The organism is Pseudomonas sp. TE50-2, assembly GCF_040813665.1.
Classification (GTDB): Bacteria; Pseudomonadota; Gammaproteobacteria; order Pseudomonadales; family Pseudomonadaceae; genus Aquipseudomonas; species Aquipseudomonas soli.
On the sequence record NZ_JBFNXN010000001.1, the window covers coordinates 3,450,833 to 3,470,363 of the forward strand.

Below are 19,531 nucleotides of genomic sequence, written 5' to 3' on the forward strand. Positions count from 1 at the left end.
CACTGCATTCAAGAACATTAGGAAAAGGATCTGCCATGACTGACCAACAGAACAACGGCGCTGGTGCTGAAGAAACCGCACCACAATTCTCCCTGCAGCGCATCTACGTGCGCGATCTGTCGTTCGAGGCCCCGAAAAGCCCGCAGATCTTCCGCCAGCAGTGGGAGCCGAGCGTATCGCTGGACCTGAACACCCGCCAGAAAGCCCTGGAAGGCGACTTCCACGAAGTGGTGCTGACCCTGTCGGTGACCGTCAAGAACGGTGACGAAGTGGCCTTCATCGCCGAAGTGCAACAGGCCGGTATCTTCCTGATCGCCAACCTCGATGCCGCTTCGATGAGCCACACCCTCGGCGCGTTCTGCCCGAACATCCTGTTCCCGTACGCCCGCGAGACCCTGGACAGCCTGGTGACCCGTGGTTCGTTCCCGGCGCTGATGCTGTCGCCGGTCAACTTCGACGCTCTGTACGCGCAAGAGATGCAGCGCATGCAGGAAGCCGGTGAAGTGCCGACCGTGCAGTAATTTCTGCCGGTAAAGCAAAAGGCGACCTTCGTGGTCGCCTTTTTCATGCCTTGCTGGTGATCGGGCCCGAGCGGCAAGCGCATCAGCTTCCGGCAAACCCCTGCTGGCGCCATGCCTCGTACACCGTCACCGCCACGGTATTGGACAGGTTCAAGCTCCGGCACCCCGGCCGCATCGGCAGGCGCAGGCGTTGTTCGGCAGGCAGGCTGTCCAGCACCTCGGCCGGCAGGCCACGACTCTCGGGCCCGAACAGGAATGCGTCACCGGGCTTGTATTCCACCTCATGGAATGGGTGCGAGCCTTTGGTGGTGAACGCGAACAGCCGAGGCTGATTCAGGCTTTCCAGGCATTCGGCCAGGCTTTGGTGGCGCTGCAGCGTGGCATACTCGTGGTAGTCCAGCCCTGCGCGGCGCAGGCGCTTGTCGTCCAGTTCGAAGCTGATGGGCTCGATCAGGTGCAGGGCGCAACCGCTGTTGGCGCACAGGCGGATGATGTTGCCGGTATTCGGCGGAATTTCTGGTTGAAAAAGGATGACGTGAAACATGCACGGCTCCAAGCGTGAAGATGACGAGCATTCTACCCCTGAACCCGACCCGCGTTCGAAGGCCTGGCCGCGGGTGCTGCTGTCGCTGGCGATCTTCGGCATGCTCGTGGGCCTGATGATCGGCCGGCTGACGGCGCCCGAGGAGCGGGTGCTGGAGCAGATCGAGGTGGTGCAGGGCGGGCTGGACCTGTGGTTCAACGCAGAGCCGCAGCTGCATGGCGAGACTGTCGAGGGTACCGTGGCCGTGGTGTTCCAGGCCGAGGGCAAGGCCGCGCGGGGCCAGCTGATGTTGCAGGGCAAGCCGGTGGGCTGGCGCTTGCAGAAGAGCGAGGAAGGCTTGCTGTTGACGCTGGTCGCTGCGCGCCCCCTGCGCGGTGAATGGGCGGGCGCGCAGGAGGCGGGGCGTTGGCGGGTGCAGGTCAGGCTGCACGAATAAAAGAGGGGATATCCCGGCCTGCCTGTACCGAGGTCCCCGAAATGGGAGGTACGGTGTCTTTAGCAGGGAGCGTGCCAGGTTCTGCAAGTCCGAGAGTGCTGTGTTCTGGCCTTTTTCGAGTGTTTTAAGGGCAAGTTTTGCCTTATAGAGGTGCGTTAGGCACTGCATCGGTGCATGGGCAGGCGATTACTTGGTAGGCGCCAGAGGCGAATGTCTTCCAAGGCCAGCTCATAACCAGCCGGGCACACCTAGCAATTCTGTTAGGTTCACGATCGGCACCGCTTTGGTATGTTTCTTACCAAGTCTCAAGGCTGGGGTGACGCAATGGCTACACAAATGATGCTGGCGACCGACTGGTCAAGAAGCGTTGTACAGTGCTTTGTATCCGATCAACGGAAAACCGCCTGCTATACACCCTACGGTTGGCATCCAGGGCGGGATGATAGTTCCAAGACCGGATTTTCTGGTCAGCTTTTTGAGCCAGAGGTGAATTGGTACCTGTTGGGTAACGGACATCGGGGTTACAACCCTGCGTTGATGCGATTTCTCTCTCCTGACAACTTAAGCCCATTTGGTGAGGGTGGGGTGAATGCATACATGTATTGTCATGGTAATCCGGTTAACTATAACGATCCCACAGGTAGTTCTATGGCATCAATTAAGTTATTGGCTGGGACGATTTTTGGTCCGAAAGTCGTTGATCATGGCATGGCATTGCTCAACATGGGAAATTACGCTTGGGATAGGCGGCAAGCGATTAAAGCTGGTGTGGACGAAGCAAAACTTCCAAAGCCCGCTTCAAAAAGGCATGCCGCTGCAGCAGGGGCAGGGGTGGTGCTAGGTATAGTTGGTCTTGGGATCGCGCAGAAAAATATTGCGAAGGTAGCAAGTGGCTCTGGAGGGAACACCACTATCGATAGCCTCAATTTGAGCGGAGGGCATCCAGCTTCAGGTTCGTTTGAGCATGCTGGATTTGAAGAGGTAGCTGAAGTTTCGCTTCTTCTCGCCAATGCGGCGATAAATGAGGTAGGAGGAGGTATAAGATATGATTACGCGGACCGAATCAAGCAGGTCGCCTGGGAGGTTGAAAAACTTAATCAAGAAGTCAGGGTTCCTATGGTGCAAGCTGTAATAGTTCCCGCTGATACATGAATGTTGGCTCATGAGCAGGGCAGCTAAATATTGGTGAAGCGTTGCTCAAAATCCGGGTGAACGCTACAGTTTAGCGAGGCATTCATGAGGACCATGCTTGGTCCTCATTTGTCCGTCAACACTTCGTATGATCAGTGCTCTTCCCCCTCATCGTCATCCCCCCCATCCACCTTCATCCCCAGTTCCTTGATCTTGCGCGTCAGGGTATTTCGCCCCCACCCCAGCAACAACGCCGCATCACGACGACGCCCGGCGGTATGCTTGAGCGCTGTCTCGATCATGATCCGCTCGAAACTGGGTACGGCGCTGTCCAGCAGGTTGGTCTGGCCGCGGGCAAGGGCCTGGTCGGCCCACTGGCGCAGGGCCTGTTCCCAGTTGGTCACCGGGGCGGCGTCCTGGGGCAGGTTGAGCAGCTCGGGTGGCAGGTCGCCGACCAGCACTTCGCGGCTGGAGGCCATCACGGTGATCCAGCGGCAGGTGTTCTCCAGTTGGCGCACGTTGCCCGGCCAGGGCAGGTTGCGGATGAACGCTTCGGTCTCGGGCTTGAGCAGCTTGGGCTCCACCGCCAACTCCTGGGCGGCGCGGCCGAGGAAATGGCGGGCCAGCGCCGGGATGTCCTCGCGCCGGTCGGCCAGGCGCGGGATATGGATGCGGATCACGTTGAGGCGGTGGAACAGGTCCTCACGAAACTTGCCGGCCTGCACCAGGGACTCGAGGTTCTGGTGAGTGGCGGCGATGATGCGCACATCCACCTTCACCGGCACATGGCCGCCGACCCGGTAGAACTCGCCGTCGGCCAACACTCGCAGCAGGCGGGTCTGGGTATCGGCAGGCATGTCGCCGATCTCGTCGAGGAACAGCGTGCCGCCGTCGGCCTGCTCGAAACGCCCGCGACGCAGGTTGGCGGCGCCGGTGAAGGCGCCCTTTTCATGGCCGAACAGTTCGGACTCCATCAGGTCCTTGGGGATCGCCGCCATGTTCAGGGCAATGAACGGCGATGCCGCACGCGGGCTGTGTCGATGCAGGGCATGAGCCACCAGCTCTTTGCCGGTACCCGACTCACCATTGATCAGCACGGTGATGTTGGAGTGGCTGAGGCGGCCGATGGCACGGAACACCTCCTGCATCGCCGGCGCTTCGCCGATGATCTCCGGGGTGCGGGCCAGCGCCTGGGGCACTTCCAGGGCCTGTTGCTCCTGGGCGTGCTGGTTGGCGCGTTTGACCAGCGACACCGCTTCGTCGACATCGAACGGCTTGGGCAGGTACTCGAAGGCGCCGCCCTGGTACGAGGCCACCGCGCTGTCCAGGTCGGAATGGGCGGTCATGATGATCACCGGCAGCCCAGGGTGCTGGTCGCGGATCTGGGCGAGCAGATCGAGACCACTGGCGCCGGGCATGCGGATATCCGAGATGATCACGTCCGGTTGCTGGCGGGCCAGGCGGCCCATGACACCATCGGCGCTGTCGAAGCTCTGGGTGGTCATGCCTTCCTGCTGCAGGGCCTTTTCCAGGACCCAGCGGATGGAGCGATCATCATCGACGATCCAGACGGTTTCACTTCGGCTCATGGGGCGGTGGCTCCTTGTTCCAGGGGCAGGTAGATCGAGAAGGTAGTGTGGCCCGCGTGGCTTTCACACTCGATCAGGCCCTGGTGCTGGCTGATGATGTTCTGGGTGATGGCCAGGCCCAGCCCGGTGCCGTCCGGGCGGCCGCTGACCATGGGATAGAAGAGCGTGTCCTGCAGTTCCGCGGGGATGCCGGGGCCGTTGTCGATGATCTCGATCCGCGCCACCAGGCGGTGGCGCACATGACCGATGGTGAACTGGCGCACGGCGCGGCTGCGCAGGGTGATGCGGCCCAGGCGCAGTTCGTTCTGCCCGGCGATCGCCTGCATGGCGTTGCGCACGATGTTGAGCACGGCCTGGATCATCTGCTCACGGTCGATCAGTACGTCCGGCAGGCTCGGGTCGTAATCGCGCACCAGGGTGATGCCGCCCTGGCTCTCCGCCTCGACCAGGCTGCATACCCGCTCGAGCACTTCGTGGATATTGGTCATGGACAACGACGGCAGCTTGTTCGAGCCGAGCATGCGGTCGACCAGGTTACGCAGGCGGTCGGCCTCTTCGATGATCACATTGGTGTAATCGCGCAGGCCATCCTCGGGCAGCTCGCGGGCCAGCAGTTGCGCCGCGCCGCGAATGCCGCCGAGGGGGTTCTTGATCTCGTGGGCGAGGCCGCGCACCAGCATCTTGGTGGTCTCCTGCTTGCTCAGCTGGGCCTCCTCCTTGGTGATGCGCAGCAGGCGGTCACGCGGGTGCACCTCCAGCAGCAGCAGGGTCTGGCCTTGGTGCAGGATGGGCGTGACGGCGTAGTCGACGGTGATGCTCTGGCCGGTCAGCGATGTCAGCTGGGCTTCGCGCTTGGTGAACGGATGCGCCTGCTCCACCGCCTGGCGCAGCGAGTTGAGTGCCTCGGCCGATTCGGTGAACAGCTCGCTGATGAACTGGCCATGGCTGCGCTGGCCACTGACAGCCAGGAGCATTTCCGCGGCTGGATTCATGTACTCCAGGCGTAGTTCGGCATTGAGCAGGAGCGTGGCCGTGGTCAGGTTGTCCAGAAGCAGACGGTGCTGTGCATCGCTGATGGTCATAAGGTGTCGTTGACCTCTTTTGGCACAGTGGCGCCCAACGGCTCGGGCCCGGGGGCGCGCACGGGATAGTGCTGGATGCAGTGAAAATGCAAGAACCAAACCAAGGCTCCGAAAAGAAGCGGAAATTCCGGATAAAGACCTGGAACTGCGCGAATTCGAGCCAGAAAGCCCTGGTTTATCGATTCTTGTGAACCAAATTGGGTTGCATGATGGGGCGTGCCGCCAAGTCATGCACCAATATGGAGCATAGGGCGGTCAGCGCAATTTGCACAGCTGGGCGCTGGCGCGAACCAGGGCGAGGTGGCGTGTTGTGTCCTGGGTGCGTTGTTGCAGGGCGTCGGCCAGGTGGTTGGCGCATTGCCTCGGCGGGGTCTGGTCAAAATGGGCGAGTGCGCTCAGCAGCTGTTCCTGCAGCAGGTCCAGTTCAGGGCGCACTTCGTTGGCCAGGTCGCGGCGTGGAAGGGCTGGCGCCTGTCGGGCGCGATGCCAGGTGTCGAGCAGGTGGTACTGCAGGAGCTTGTTGGCTTCGATCTGGTCGGCAAAAAAGGCCTCGACGCGTGCCGGATCCAAGTGGTGGGCGACGGCGGCCTGGCGTGCGCTGAGCAATACCTGGTGCTCGCGGGCGCTGGCCTGCACGGGTTGCTGGTGATCCCACTTGTGCAGGGCGACAGCTTCGGCCAGGTCCAGGCGCCGGTCGATGGTGGCAAGCAACTGATCCAGGGTAGGCGTGATGCTCGGTGAGGTGGCACAACCGGATAGGGCGATGCAGCAGGTCAGGGCGAGGGTGGTGGCGCGCATGGCGATCTCCTTGGGAATGAAGCCTCGAGTGTCGCCTGTGGCGTTGCGGTGGCTAATAGGTGTTGTCCGATGATGAGGGTATGAAAAAGAAACGGCCTCCCGAGGGAGGCCGTCCTGATGTCACCGACGCGAGGCGCCGATCAGATCAGCAGCTGTAGTACAGCTCGTATTCCAGCGGGTGCACGAAGGTGCGGACCTTGATCTCTTCTTCGCTCTTCAGCTCGATGAAGGCATCGATGAAGTCGTCGGAGAACACGCCGCCCTTGGTCAGGAACGCACGGCCTTTGTCCAGCTCTTCCAGGGCTTCCTTCAGGCTGCCACAGACTTGCGGGATTTCCTTGGCCTCTTCAGGCGGCAGGTCGTACAGGTTCTTGTCGGCGGCATCGCCTGGGTGGATCTTGTTCTGGATGCCGTCCAGGCCTGCCATCAGCAGGGCCGCGAAGGCCAGGTACGGGTTGGCCGACGGGTCCGGGAAGCGTGCTTCGATACGGCGGGCTTTCGGGCTGCCGACGTAAGGAATACGGATCGAGGCGGAACGGTTGCGCGCCGAGTAGGCCAGCATTACCGGGGCTTCGAAACCTGGGACCAGACGCTTGTAGGAGTTGGTCGACGGGTTGGTGAAGCCGTTCAGGGCCTTGCCGTGCTTGATGATGCCGCCGATGAAGTACAGGGCGGTATCGGACAGGCCGGCATAGCCTTCGCCGGAGAAGGTGTTCTTGCCGTCTTTCCAGATCGACATGTGCACGTGCATGCCCGAGCCGTTGTCGCCGTACAGAGGCTTGGGCATGAAGGTGGCGGTACGGCCATAGGCGTCGGCAACGTTGTGCACGACGTATTTCAGGGCCTGTACTTCGTCAGCTTTCTTCACCAGGGTGTTGAACTTGACGCCGATTTCGTTCTGGCCGGCAGTCGCCACTTCGTGGTGGTGAACTTCGACGGTCTGGCCCATTTCTTCCAGGGCGTTGCACATGGCGGTGCGGATTTCGTGGTCGTGGTCGAACGGCGGGACCGGGAAGTAGCCGCCTTTCACGCCCGGACGGTGGCCTTTGTTGCCGCCTTCCACGTCAGCGCCGGTCATCCACGAGCCTTGCTCGGAGAAGATCTTGAACATCGAGCCGGAGATGTCCGAGTGGAACTTCACTTCGTCGAAGATGAAGAACTCAGGCTCTGGGCCTGCGAACACGGTGTCACCGATACCGGTGCTCTTCAGGTACTCTTCGGCGCGCTTGGCGATGCCGCGCGGGTCACGATCGTAGCCCTGCATGCTCGACGGGTCGACGATGTCACAGGTGATGATCAGGGTCGGTTCTTCGGTGAACGGGTCCAGCACGGCGGTTTCGTCAACCGGCATCAGGATCATGTCGGAGGCTTCGATGCCTTTCCAGCCAGCGATGGAGGAGCCGTCGAACATCTTGCCGACTTCGAAGAAGTCTTCGTCCAGGCCATCGCGCGCCGGCATGGTCACGTGATGCTGAATGCCCTTGGTGTCCGTGAAACGCAGATCAATCCACTTGACGTCATGATCTTTGATGAGTTGAACCGACTTCGACATGTTGTCCTCCGGATGGTCTAGGGCGCAGTTGGCCGCTGCCCTGGAAATAAGGGTGTCGCTGGGCGCGGATAGTCGGCCAAGCTTACCTGCCTCACAAGGGAGCAAATTGCATGCCAGTGCCCGAAAATGGCGAGGGTGGGATAAAAGAGGGCGTTGGCGGGCATTTGCCAAGGCGGTGCTGACAAGGTGTGCACCCATAAGATGCGCTTTTCATGGAGCATGCACCATTATGATGCATGTGTGAGTGGTAGCCTCATCGCGGGGCTAACCCGCTGCCGCGGGTACGTGCGCGATAAATCCAACCTCCTGTACAAAAGTTGGTCAAAAGCTGAGCAATTTCCGCTATAATTCGCGCCCCTCATTTTCGGTAGGCCCTGGGCGCGCTGTTAAACCAATGAAACTTATCGTCAAAGTCTTCCCAGAAATCACCATCAAGAGCCGGCCGGTGCGCAAGCGCTTCATCCGCCAGCTCGCCAAGAACATCCGCAACGTGCTCAAGGACCTTGATCCCGAGCTCGCGGTTGATGGTGTCTGGGATAATCTCGAGGTGGTCACCCGCGTCGAGGACGAAAAGATCCAGCGCGAAATGATCGAGCGCCTCACCTGCACGCCGGGTATCACCCACTTCCTGCAGGTCGAGGAGTATGCACTGGGCGATTTCGACGACATCGTCGCCAAGTGCAAGCACCACTTCGGCCACCTGCTGGCCGGCAAGCGCTTCTCGGTACGCTGCAAGCGCGGCGGTCACCACGACTTCACCTCGATGGACGTCGATCGCTACGTCGGCAGCCAGCTGCGCCAGCAGTGCGGCGCCGCCGGCATCGACCTGAAGACGCCAGAAGTCGTGGTGCGCATGGAGATCCGCGACCAGCGCCTGTACGTGATCCACAACCAGCACAATGGCATCGGCGGCTACCCGTTGGGCGCCCTGGAGCAGACGCTGGTACTGATGTCCGGTGGCTTCGACTCCACCGTGGCGGCGTACCAGATGATGCGTCGCGGCCTGATGACCCATTTCTGCTTCTTCAACCTCGGTGGCCGTGCCCACGAGCTGGGCGTGATGGAAGTGGCCCACTACCTGTGGAAGAAGTACGGCAGCAGCCAGCGCGTGCTGTTCATCAGCGTGCCGTTCGAGGAAGTGGTCGGCGAGATTCTCAACAAGGTCGACAACAGCTACATGGGCGTCACCCTCAAGCGCATGATGCTGCGCGGCGCCGCGCACATGGCCGACCGTCTGCAGATCGACGCGCTGGTCACCGGCGAGGCGATCTCCCAGGTGTCGAGCCAGACCTTGCCGAACCTGTCGATCATCGACTCGGCCACCGACAAGCTGGTGCTGCGCCCGCTGCTGGCCAGCCACAAGCAGGACATCATCGACCAGGCGACCGAAATCGGTACCGCCGACTTCGCCAAGCACATGCCCGAATATTGCGGCGTGATCTCGGTGAACCCGACTACCCATGCCAAGCGTCACCGCATGGAGCACGAAGAAAAGCAGTTCGACATGGCCGTGCTGGAGCGCGCCCTGGAGCGTGCCAAGTTCATCTCCATCGACCATGTGATCGACGAGCTGGGCAAGGACATCGAAATCGAGGAAGTGGCCGAGGCGCTGCCAGGCCAGATCGTCATCGACATTCGTCACCCCGACGCCCAGGAAGACGAACCTCTGGTGCTGGAAGGCATCGAAGTCCAGGCCATGCCGTTCTACGCCATCAACAGCAAGTTCAAGCACCTGGACCCCACGCGCCAGTACTTGCTGTATTGCGACAAGGGTGTGATGAGCCGTCTGCACGCACACCACCTGCTCAGTGAGGGACATGCCAATGTGCGTGTTTATCGTCCGACATAAGACGCCAGGGCTGTATGGCGGCAGCATCCGCCATCGCCCTCCCGACCACCGGGCCCGCTGAGCCGTAATCCGTACATATTGGCCGCCTACACTGGCGGCAACCGAATCCTCTGATCGAGATACAGTTGTGATCGAAAATCTGCGTAACATCGCCATCATCGCCCACGTTGACCATGGTAAAACCACCCTGGTCGACAAACTCCTGCGCCAGTCCGGCACCCTGGAGCGTAACGAGCTCAACGACGAGCGCGTCATGGACTCCAACGACCAGGAAAAAGAGCGCGGCATTACCATTCTGGCGAAGAACACCGCCATCAACTGGAACGGCTACCACATCAACATCGTCGACACCCCCGGCCACGCCGACTTCGGTGGCGAGGTTGAGCGTGTAATGTCGATGGTCGACTCCGTGCTGCTGCTGGTCGACGCCCAGGACGGCCCGATGCCGCAAACCCGCTTCGTGACCAAGAAGGCCTTCGAAGCTGGCCTGAAGCCAATCGTCGTGATCAACAAGGTCGACCGTCCGGGCGCGCGTCCTGACTGGGTTCTGGACCAGATCTTCGACCTGTTCGACAACCTCGGTGCCACCGACGAACAGCTGGACTTCAAAGTCGTCTACGCCTCGGCCCTGAACGGTATCGCCGGTCTGGACCACACCGCCATGGGCGAAGACATGACCGCCCTGTACCAGTCGATCGTCGACAACGTACCGGCGCCGGACGTTGACCGTGAAGGCTCGTTCCAGATGCAGATCTCGGCACTGGACTACAACAGCTTCCTCGGTGTTATCGGTGTTGGCCGTATCGCCCGTGGCCGCATCAAGCCGAACACCCCGGTTGTTGCCATCGATGTCGACGGCAAGAAGCGTAACGGCCGTATTCTGAAGCTGATGGGCCACCACGGCCTGCACCGCGTTGACGTCGAAGAAGCCCAAGCTGGCGACATCGTCTGCATCAGCGGTTTCGACGAGCTGTTCATCTCCGACACCCTGTGCGCCCCGGACGCGGTAGAAGCGATGAAGCCGCTGACTGTCGACGAGCCAACCGTCTCGATGACCTTCCAGGTCAACGACTCGCCGTTCTGCGGCAAGGAAGGCAAGTTTGTCACCAGCCGTAACATCAAGGACCGTCTGGACAAGGAACTGCTGTACAACGTTGCCCTGCGCGTCCAGGAAACCGATTCCCCTGACAAGTTCAAGGTATCGGGCCGTGGTGAGCTGCACCTGTCCGTTCTGATCGAAACCATGCGCCGTGAAGGCTTCGAGATGGCCGTAGGCCGTCCTGAAGTGATCATCCGCGAAGTCGACGGCGTCAAGCAGGAGCCGTTCGAGAACGTCACCATCGACATCCCTGAAGAATCCCAGGGCAAGGTCATGGAAGAAATGGGTCTGCGTAAAGGCGACCTGACCAACATGGTGCCGGATGGCAAGGGCCGTGTTCGCCTGGAATACAACATTCCAGCCCGTGGTCTGATCGGTTTCCGTAACCAGTTCCTGACCCTGACCAACGGTGCAGGCATCCTGACCTCGATCTTCGATCGCTACGACACCATGAAGTCGGGCCAGATGTCCGGCCGCCTGAACGGCGTACTGGTTTCGGTCGAGACCGGCAAGGCACTGACCTACTCGCTGGAAACCCTGCAGGCGCGCGGCAAGCTGTTCGTCGAGCACGGCCAGGAGATCTACAACGGTCAGATCATCGGCCTGAACAGCCGTGACAACGACCTGGGCGTGAACCCGACCAAAGGCAAGAAGCTCGACAACATGCGTGCTTCGGGCAAGGACGAAGTCATCGCCCTGGTACCGCCGGTTCGCCACACCCTGGAACAGGCCCTGGAGTTCATCCAGGACGACGAGCTGTGCGAAGTCACGCCGAAGTCGATCCGTCTGCGCAAGAAGATCCTGGACGAAGGCGAGCGTACCCGCGCTGCCAAGAAAGCCAAGAACTGAGTTAGCTCAGGCGCAATGAAAACGCCCCCGGTCGAAAGGCCGGGGGCGTTTTTGTTTGTGTGTCTTTTGCCGCATGTTGCACTTGAAGCACTTGCTCACGAACCAGGTTTGGCAGGGCTTTGCCCGAGCATTAGCCTGACGCTTCGGTGCGTGGCTGAGGTGTGCATGAAAGGCAAGGGATGGCGGGAGCATCTGTCGGTGGGAGCAATCGAGGTAGCGGGCGAACCATGGTGCTTGCAGCACCTGCGTGCGCATTCTCATGAAGTGCAACTGCCGGGTTCGGGCGTGCAGCCCTCCATTGCGGTGATGCTGCGCCTTGAGTATTCAAGCCATTGCGTGAGCCACGGTGCCCGACAAGGGCTCGCGCTGGATTTCGACAGCATCGGTCTGGACAGTTTGGTAATAGATCATCGAGGGATCTACCGAGCGTTCTGCCCGACGCGACATAGGCTGTCGTTGCAGCTGCCTGCCATCATGTGCAGCCTGGCCGACCGCCAATGCCTGTTTACCGGGCACAGTAACTGGCTGACGTTGGAGGGCAATCAGTTCGGCTTCCCGGAAGGCAGCCATTATGAGGTGTATTTCAATATGCGTCGTGAGGCCGCCACAAGCCTCAGGATTTATGTCGAGAGTGCCTATGTGCGGGATGCACGCCATGCAGCGAGCAGCCAAAGCCGCTTCAAGCGACATGAAAAGATCAAAGGCTGGTTGCTGATGCTCAAAAAGTTGAGGAACGAGCCCGTTCGCAGGCCCATTCGCCACTGAGCAGCGCCCAGAAATACGAAACCCCCAATGAAGGGGGTCGTATCGCGGATGCCCTTAGGGATTGATCCCTTCAACCGGCACGGCCGGAACCAGATGGCGGCGTCTTGACACCTTCCAGAAGGAAAGCTCCGTATATATCCAGACGGCTCAGATTCTATGAGGTTGATCGCAGAGCGTCAACGCCCGACCACCTTGGGCTTGTACGCGCAATACCCCGGCCGCGGCCCGACCTTGGGGTGGTTGCGGCAGGTATCCGGGCGCTTGTCGTAGATGGTGCACAGGCGGCTCTTGCGATCCAGGTACATGCAGTCATCGTTGCTCATCCGGGTCAGGGTGAAGATCCCCGATTTCTGGTTGAAGCGCTCGATGATGCCTTCCTTCTGCAGGCGCTTGGCCACGTTCTTCGGCGGTTCGTCTTTCTCGAATTCGTCCACCACGCCAATGCGGATCAGATCCTTGATCTTCACCTCCACCGGCAGGGTGCAGCAGGTCGAGTGGCAGCCACCACACATATGGCTGGCATAGCGCTGCCAGGTCTCCAGGCGGTCGACTTCGGCGGCGGCGATCAGGGTCGTTTTCATGGTTATGGGGTGAATCACGGTCTTGGGGCGCGCGATCATACCGGAGTTGTTCAATTTGTGAACAACCTTTTGCCCGATTCCCCTGGCGGATGATGAAAACCGCGAACGCTCGCTGTCGCTGTGTGTCAGAGCGTCTAGGCTGAACACTCTCCCTGCGCTTTCGCCTACTTGCCCGAGGATGCCGCATGTCCCAGGAAAACAAGGCCCGTGAGGCCAAAGCTCATACCGACGAGGTGGCCGCGTTCCGCGCCGCCGTGCTGGCCAAGCTGACCTACGCGGTCGGCAAGGACCCGGAACACGCCTTCGACCACGACTGGTTCGAGGCCATTGCCCTGGCTGCCCGCGACCATATGGTCGACCACTGGATGGATCACACTCGCCAAGCTTACCGCCGTAGCCAGAAGCGGGTGTATTACCTTTCCCTCGAGTTTCTCATCGGCCGCCTGCTGTACGACAGCCTGAGCAACCTCGGCTACCTGGAGATCGCCCGCGAGGCCCTCGAAGGGCTGGACGTCGACCTGGAGCGTATCCGCCTGCTCGAGCCTGACGCGGCGCTGGGCAACGGTGGCCTCGGTCGCCTGGCGGCTTGTTTCATGGAGAGCATGTCGACCCTGGGTATTGCCGCCCATGGCTATGGCATTCGCTACGAGCACGGGTTGTTCCGCCAGGCGGTAGTCGATGGTTGGCAGCAGGAACAGACCGAGAACTGGCTGGATTTCGGCAACCCTTGGGAGTTCGAACGGGCGGAGGTGATCTACCCGATCAGTTTTGGCGGCAGCGTCGAGACCGTGCAGGAAGGCAATGGCCAACAGCGGCAGGTCTGGTGGCCGGGCGAGACGGTGCGGGCGGTGGCCTACGACACACCGGTGGTCGGCTGGCGCGGCTCCAGCGTCAATACCCTGCGCCTGTGGCGTGCCCGGGCGCTGGAGGAGCTGCACCTGGAGCGCTTCAACGCCGGTGACCACCTGGGCGCGGTGGCCGAGGTGGCCCGCGCCGAAAGCATCTCGCGGGTGCTGTACCCGGCCGACAGTACCGAGGCCGGCCAGGAGTTGCGCCTGCGCCAGGAGTACTTCTTCGTTTCGGCTTCGCTGCAGGACCTGCTGCGGCGCCACCTGAACATGCACAAGGACCTGCTCAACCTGCCAGATGCCGCGGCCATCCAGCTCAACGACACCCACCCGTCGATTGCCGTGGCCGAGCTGATGCGCCTGCTGGTCGACCAGCACGAAATCCCCTGGGACAAAGCGTGGGCGCTGACCGTCGGCACCCTGGCCTACACCAACCACACCTTGTTACCCGAAGCCCTGGAAACCTGGCCGGTGGCATTGATGGAGCGCATGCTGCCGCGGCACATGCAGATCATCTACCTGATCAACGCCTACCATATCGACGCACTGCGGGCCAAAGGCCTGCACGACTTCGACGTGCTGCGCGCGGTGTCGCTGATCGAGGAGGACAATGGCCGCCGGGTGCGCATGGGCAACCTGGCGTTCCTTGGCTCGCACAGCGTCAACGGCGTGTCGGCGCTGCACAGCAAGCTGATGAAAAGCACGGTGTTCGCCGAGCTGCACAAGCTCTACCCGCAGCGGATCAACAACAAGACCAACGGCATCACCTTCCGCCGTTGGCTGTACCAGGCCAACCCACCGCTCACGGCGATGCTGGTCGAGGCGCTGGGGCCGGATGTGCTGGATGACCCGGAAGGCAAGCTCAAGGCACTGGCGCCCTTCGCCGACAAGGCCACCTTCCGCAAGCAGTTCGCCGCCCAGCGCCTGCACAGCAAACGCGCCCTGGCCAGCATCATCCAGGACCGGATCGGCGTGACGGTCAACCCGGAGGCGCTGTTCGACGTGCAGGTCAAACGCATCCACGAGTACAAGCGCCAGTTGCTCAACCTGCTGCATACGGTGGCGCTGTACCAGGCCATCCGCAACGATCCGGGCACCGACTGGGTGCCGCGGGTGAAGATCTTCGCCGGCAAGGCGGCGGCCAGTTACCACCAGGCCAAGCTGATCATCAAGCTGGCCAACGACATTGCCCGGGTGGTCAATAACGACCCCACCGTGCGCGGCCTGCTCAAGGTGGTGTTCCTGCCCAACTACAACGTCAGCCTGGCCGAGAGCATCATTCCGGCGGCGGATCTGTCCGAGCAGATTTCCACGGCGGGATACGAGGCCTCCGGTACCAGCAACATGAAGTTCGGCCTCAATGGCGCGCTGACCATCGGCACCCTCGATGGCGCCAACGTCGAGATGTGCGAGCAGGTGGGGGCGGAGAACATGTTCATCTTCGGCCTGACCGCGCAGCAGGTGGAGGCGCGCAAACGCAGCGGCGACTTTGGCGCCGCGTCGGCGATCGCCGCCTCCCATCGTCTGGGCGACGTGCTGCAGGCGATTCGCAGCGGGGTGTTCTCGCCTGATGATCCGGCGCGCTATGCCGGGTTGGTGGACGGGCTGATCGCCTACGACCGCTTCCTGGTGTGCGCCGACTTCGATGCCTACTGGGACGCCCAGCGGCGGGTCGAGGAGTTGTGGCACGCGCCACAGGACTGGTGGCGCGTGGCGGTGCTGAACACGGCGCGGATGGGCTGGTTCTCGTCGGACCGGACCATTCGCGAGTATGCGACCGAGATCTGGAAGGCCTTGGATTAGCACATCGGGGCCGCTTTGCGGCCCATCGCCGGCAAGCCGGCTCCCACAAAGATCCACAGCACCGCCAAACTCTGTGGGAGCCGGCTTGCCGGCAATGGGCTGCGCAGCAGCCCTAATCGACAAGCTGCGTGAACTCAAAGCCCAATGAGCCCTCTGATCTGCCACACGAGTCTCTTTGCTCGCTAGCCTGTCACTCTCCCTGTAAACTGCGGGGGTTTTTCTCCCCCTTTCCTTTTCGGAGCCATACATGTCCCGCGTTACCCTGAGTCGCTATCTGATTGAGCAGACCCGCAGCAACAATACCCCTGCCGATCTGCGCTTCCTGATCGAAGTGGTGGCGCGTGCGTGCAAGGAGATCAGCCACCACGTGTCCAAGGGCGCCCTGGGCGGCGTGCTGGGCAGCATGGGCACCGAGAACGTGCAGGGCGAGGTGCAGAAGAAGCTCGACGTGATTTCCAACGACATCCTGCTCGAAGCCAACGAGTGGGGCGGTCACCTGGCCGGCATGGCCTCCGAAGAGATGGACAATGCCTACCAGATCCCGGGCAAATACCCCAAAGGCGCCTACCTGCTGGTCTTCGACCCGCTGGATGGCTCGTCGAACATCGACGTCAACGTCTCGGTCGGCACCATCTTCTCGGTGCTGCGTTGCCCGAACGAATACCTGAGCCAGAACGAAACCCTGAACGAGAATGCATTCCTGCAGCCGGGTACCCAGCAGGTCGCCGCCGGCTACGCCATCTACGGCCCGCAGACCATGCTGATCCTGACCCTGGGCAACGGCGTCAAGGGCTTCACCCTGGACCGCGAGCTGGGCAGCTTCGTCCTGACCCACGAAAACATCCAGGTACCGGCCACCACCGCCGAGTTCGCCATCAACATGTCCAACCAGCGCCACTGGGAAGCCCCGGTGCAACGCTACGTGGGCGAGCTGCTGGCCGGCGAGACCGGGCCGCTGAAAAAGAACTACAACATGCGCTGGATCGCCTCGATGGTGGCCGACGTGCACCGCATCCTGACCCGTGGCGGCCTGTTCATGTACCCACGCGATGCCCGCGAGCCGAGCAAGCCGGGCAAGCTGCGCCTGATGTACGAAGCCAACCCGATGTCGTTCATCATCGAACAGGCCGGCGGCGCTTCCACCAACGGTTACGAGCGTATCCTCGACATCAAGCCGGAGAGCCTGCACCAGCGCGTGTCGGTGATCCTCGGCTCGAAGGAAGAGGTCGAGCGCGTCACCGCCTACCACAAGGAGTAAGTCATGCTCGCACCTTGGCAGCCGTTGCTGGAGTGGTGGTTCGGTTGGGGCACGAGTGCCCAGGCCGTGGCTGACGAGAAGAACACGCTGTGGTTCGGCAAGCATCACGACGCCGATGCCCAGGCGCTGTTCGGCGACCTGGTCGAGCAAGCCCTGGCGGGCGGGCTCGACGAGTGGCAGCAGAGCCCCCAGGGCTGGCTCGGTCTGGTGCTGCTGCTGGATCAGCTGCCGCGCATGATCTATCGCGACACGCCGCGTGCCTTCGAGGGTGACCGGCGTGCCCAGGTAGTGGCCATGCAGGGGTTGCAGAAGGGCTGGGACTACCAGCTGCTGCCGATCCAGCGGGTGTTCGTGCTGCTTGTGCTGGAGCACGCCGAGGTGCTGGATTGGCAAAACCTGTGCGTCGAGCGTTACCAGACCTTGCTGGACGAGCAGCCCGAGGCCAACCGCCGGTTGTTCGAAGGCTTCCTCGACTATGCCGAGCAGCACCAGCGGGTGATCGCCCGCTTCGGGCGCTTCCCGCACCGCAACCTGGTGCTGAACCGCCCGAGCACCAGTGAAGAGATGGACTTCCTGCTGGAGCCTGGGTCCAGGTTCTAGTGCCAGTGGGGCTGCTTTGCAGCCCTATCGCTGGCAAGCCAGCTCCCACAGGATAAGCGCTGCCCTCGGATCTGGCGCTATCCCTGTGGGAGCTGGCTTGCCAGCGATGGGCCGCGAAGCGGCCCCAGCCATTTCAGATCCTGAAGCTGCCCACCAGATGCTTCAACCGCTCGACCTGATGCTCCAGGTCGGTACAGGCACGCAAGGTGCTCTGCAGGTTCTGCACCCCTTCCTGATTCAGCGTATTGATCTCGGTGATGTCGACATTGATCGACTCGACCACGGCCGTCTGCTCTTCGGTGGCGGTGGCCACCGACTGGTTCATGCCGTCGATCTCGCCGATGCGCTGGGTGACGCTGCCCAGGCGTTCGCCGGCCTGGTTGGCGATGCCGACGCTGCGGTCGCTGTGTTGCTGGCTCTGGTTCATGGTGCTCACGGCCACCTGGGCCCCGGCCTGCAGCTCCTCGATCAGGCGCTGCACCTGCTGTGCCGAGTCCTGGGTGCGGTGTGCCAGGTTGCGTACCTCGTCGGCCACCACCGCGAAACCGCGCCCGGCTTCACCGGCACGGGCTGCCTCAATGGCCGCGTTGAGCGCCAACAGGTTGGTCTGCTGCGAAATTCCGCTGATAACATCGAGGATCTGACCAATGTTGGCCGTGTGATTATTCAGCGTCTCGATGTTGCCGCTGGCATCGCTGATGCGCGCCGATAGCTGGTTCATCACATCGATGGTCTCGCCGACCACTTGCTGGCCTTCCTCGGCCAGGCCGCGGGCGGCGCTGGAGTGCTGCGAGGCGAGGGCGGCGTTCTGGGCGATTTCCTGGGCGGCGGCGCCGAGCTGGTTGATCGCCGCGGCGACACTGCTGGTGCGGCTGGACTGCTGGTCGGCGTTGTGGATCGAGGCGTTCGAGGCGCTGACCACCTGGCCGGCCACGGCATTCACCTGGCCGGTGGCCGAGGCCACTTCGCGGATCGATTCGTGGATCCGCTCGACGAAGCGGTTGAACGACTGCGCCAGGCTGCCGAACTCGTCCTGGGCGTGGATGGCCAGGCGCCGGGTCAGGTCGCCTTCGCCCTCGGCGATGTCGCGCATGGCGCGGCCCATGACGTGCAGTGGTTCCATCAGCACGCGGATCAGCAAGCCGAGCAGGGCGATGATCACCACCACCGCGATCAGTGTCGCCACCACGGCCGAAGTGCGCAGTTCGCCGAGCATGGCGAAGGCCGCTTCCTGGTCCAGCACCAGCGCCACGTACCAGTCCGCCGACGGCACGCCATCGACGTGGGTGAAGCTGATGAACTGTTTGCGACCCTCGACCTCCACTTCCTTCAGGCCGCTGCCGATGCGTAGGTTGCTGCCAGGGTAGACCTCCGCCAGGGGCTTGAGCGCCAGTTCGCCCTTGGGGTGGATGAGCACCTTGCCCTCGCCGTTGACGATGAAGGCGTGCCCGTGGCCGCCGAAGTCCAGGGTGTTGATCAGGTTGCTGATGGTCTGCAGGTCGGTGTCGACACCGCTGACGCCGATCATGCGCCCGCCCTGTTGCACCGGAGTGGCCAGGGTAATTACCAGCTTGCCGGCCGATACCGAGATGTACGGTTCGGTGACGATGGTCTGGCCCGCTGCGCTGGCCGCCTTGTACCAACCGCGCACGCGCGGGTCGTAGTCGGAGGCGCGGTTGCCCACCGGCACCGACTGCATGCTGCCGTCCTGGCCGCCGAAGTAGGTGAGGATGAAGTTGCTGCCGTACACCGGCAGCGCCAGGATGCGCTCGAGGCTGCTCTTGGCGGGACCGTCGACGGCAATCTGCTGGGCCACCGAGTTCACCAGCTGGATGCGGCTGTCGAGCCAGGTGCGGATGTTGCCGGCGGTGAGGTTGCCCAGCGATTGCAGCGTCGACTCGGTGTCGCTACGCAGCGACTGACGCTGTCGGTAGTCGTTGAACAGGACGAAGCAAGTGAAGGCGACGGCCACCACCAGGGCGGCGGCCAGCAGGATCTTGTGGCTGAACTTGAGGTTCTTGGTCATTTTTCTTGGAGTCTGCGCACGGGCACGAAGGGGAGGGTGCGGCAAAAGGCCACACCACCGCTCTATGTCGACGCGCAGGGATAAAACATTAATCGTTTGCGCGCCAGGCGACCAACGGTGCACAACGAAACCTCGTCGGCCAGGGAACCGAGGAGCCTTTTTCCCTTCTAAGCTCCCTGCAGGCCCTCGCGCCTGTGTAT

Annotated in this window: 16 protein-coding genes; 9 read left to right on the forward strand and 7 right to left on the reverse strand. The window is 62.0% G+C overall.

What is annotated here, in order from left to right; genetic code table 11:
• The first annotated feature begins 35 nt into the window (after positions 1-35).
• On the forward strand, positions 36-521 hold the full coding sequence (secB, locus tag AAHK21_RS15795; RefSeq protein ID WP_023628821.1) for a protein-export chaperone SecB: 486 nt from the start codon (positions 36-38) through the stop codon (positions 519-521).
• 82 nt (positions 522-603) lie between these two features.
• Here the strand turns inward: secB and trmL are convergent, their stop codons facing one another.
• Positions 604-1,065, reverse strand: a complete 462-nt coding sequence (gene trmL, locus AAHK21_RS15800; protein WP_367857737.1) for a tRNA (uridine(34)/cytosine(34)/5-carboxymethylaminomethyluridine(34)-2'-O)-methyltransferase TrmL — start codon at positions 1,063-1,065, stop codon at positions 604-606.
• On the opposite strand from trmL, the gene AAHK21_RS15805 reads away from it, so the two are divergent.
• Both AAHK21_RS15805 and AAHK21_RS15810 read left to right on the forward strand, forming a co-directional pair.
• Positions 1,064-1,501 carry a hypothetical protein gene (locus AAHK21_RS15805; protein WP_367857738.1) on the forward strand — a complete coding sequence of 146 codons (438 nt, stop codon included), beginning with the start codon at positions 1,064-1,066 and terminating at the stop codon, positions 1,499-1,501. The two genes, trmL and AAHK21_RS15805, sit on opposite strands and share 2 nt — an antisense overlap.
• A 324-nt stretch (positions 1,502-1,825) precedes the next feature.
• On the forward strand, positions 1,826-2,653 hold the full coding sequence (locus tag AAHK21_RS15810) for an RHS repeat-associated core domain-containing protein (RefSeq protein ID WP_367857739.1): 828 nt from the start codon (positions 1,826-1,828) through the stop codon (positions 2,651-2,653).
• Positions 2,654-2,784: 131 nt separating this feature from the next.
• Here AAHK21_RS15810 and ntrC read toward each other — a convergent pair whose 3' ends face one another.
• From ntrC to glnA, 4 genes are all read right to left on the reverse strand, one after another.
• Complete coding sequence (gene ntrC, locus AAHK21_RS15815) at positions 2,785-4,221, reverse strand: nitrogen regulation protein NR(I) (RefSeq protein WP_214500890.1); 1,437 nt, start codon at positions 4,219-4,221, stop codon at positions 2,785-2,787.
• Positions 4,218-5,303, reverse strand: coding sequence for a nitrogen regulation protein NR(II) (glnL, locus tag AAHK21_RS15820; RefSeq protein WP_046853886.1), 1,086 nt, complete (start codon positions 5,301-5,303; stop codon positions 4,218-4,220). The genes ntrC and glnL overlap by 4 nt, the downstream gene beginning before the upstream one ends.
• 255 nt (positions 5,304-5,558) lie before the next feature.
• Positions 5,559-6,101, reverse strand: a complete 543-nt coding sequence (gene aroQ, locus AAHK21_RS15825; RefSeq protein ID WP_367857740.1) for a gamma subclass chorismate mutase AroQ — start codon at positions 6,099-6,101, stop codon at positions 5,559-5,561.
• Positions 6,102-6,246: 145 nt separating this feature from the next.
• A complete protein-coding gene (glnA, locus tag AAHK21_RS15830) occupies positions 6,247-7,653 on the reverse strand; it encodes a type I glutamate--ammonia ligase (protein WP_023628815.1) in 1,407 nt (468 codons plus the stop codon).
• A gap of 394 nt (positions 7,654-8,047) precedes the next feature.
• Between glnA and thiI the strand changes: the two genes are divergently transcribed.
• The 3 genes from thiI (at position 8,048) to AAHK21_RS15845 (ending at position 12,215) form a co-directional block, all read left to right on the forward strand.
• Positions 8,048-9,502: a tRNA uracil 4-sulfurtransferase ThiI gene (gene thiI, locus AAHK21_RS15835; RefSeq protein ID WP_046853887.1), complete on the forward strand. Its 1,455-nt coding sequence runs from the start codon at positions 8,048-8,050 to the stop codon at positions 9,500-9,502.
• Between the two features lie 127 nt (positions 9,503-9,629).
• Positions 9,630-11,450, forward strand: a complete 1,821-nt coding sequence (gene typA / locus AAHK21_RS15840; protein WP_046853888.1) for a translational GTPase TypA — start codon at positions 9,630-9,632, stop codon at positions 11,448-11,450.
• A gap of 165 nt (positions 11,451-11,615) precedes the next feature.
• A complete protein-coding gene (locus AAHK21_RS15845) occupies positions 11,616-12,215 on the forward strand; it encodes a hypothetical protein (protein ID WP_367857741.1) in 600 nt (199 codons plus the stop codon).
• A 176-nt stretch (positions 12,216-12,391) separates the two neighbouring features.
• Here AAHK21_RS15845 and AAHK21_RS15850 read toward each other — a convergent pair whose 3' ends face one another.
• The gene (locus tag AAHK21_RS15850) at positions 12,392-12,796 is read right to left on the reverse strand and encodes a YkgJ family cysteine cluster protein (RefSeq protein ID WP_016712459.1); all 405 of its coding nucleotides are present in this window, start codon (positions 12,794-12,796) and stop codon (positions 12,392-12,394) included.
• Between the two features lie 185 nt (positions 12,797-12,981).
• Here AAHK21_RS15850 and AAHK21_RS15855 point away from each other — a divergent pair, with 185 nt between their 5' ends.
• From AAHK21_RS15855 to AAHK21_RS15865, 3 genes are all read left to right on the forward strand, one after another.
• Positions 12,982-15,447, forward strand: coding sequence for a glycogen/starch/alpha-glucan phosphorylase (locus tag AAHK21_RS15855; protein WP_046853889.1), 2,466 nt, complete (start codon positions 12,982-12,984; stop codon positions 15,445-15,447).
• Positions 15,448-15,694: 247 nt separating this feature from the next.
• Entirely contained in the window at positions 15,695-16,705 is a 1,011-nt protein-coding gene (locus tag AAHK21_RS15860; RefSeq protein ID WP_038706942.1) for a class 1 fructose-bisphosphatase, read from the forward strand.
• 3 nt (positions 16,706-16,708) lie between these two features.
• Positions 16,709-17,305 (forward strand): DUF924 family protein, encoded by a 597-nt coding sequence (locus AAHK21_RS15865; protein ID WP_046853890.1) that lies wholly within the window; start codon positions 16,709-16,711, stop codon positions 17,303-17,305.
• A 133-nt stretch (positions 17,306-17,438) separates the two neighbouring features.
• Here AAHK21_RS15865 and AAHK21_RS15870 read toward each other — a convergent pair whose 3' ends face one another.
• Positions 17,439-19,331 carry a methyl-accepting chemotaxis protein gene (locus AAHK21_RS15870; protein WP_367857742.1) on the reverse strand — a complete coding sequence of 631 codons (1,893 nt, stop codon included), beginning with the start codon at positions 19,329-19,331 and terminating at the stop codon, positions 17,439-17,441.
• Positions 19,332-19,531: the final 200 nt, after the last annotated feature.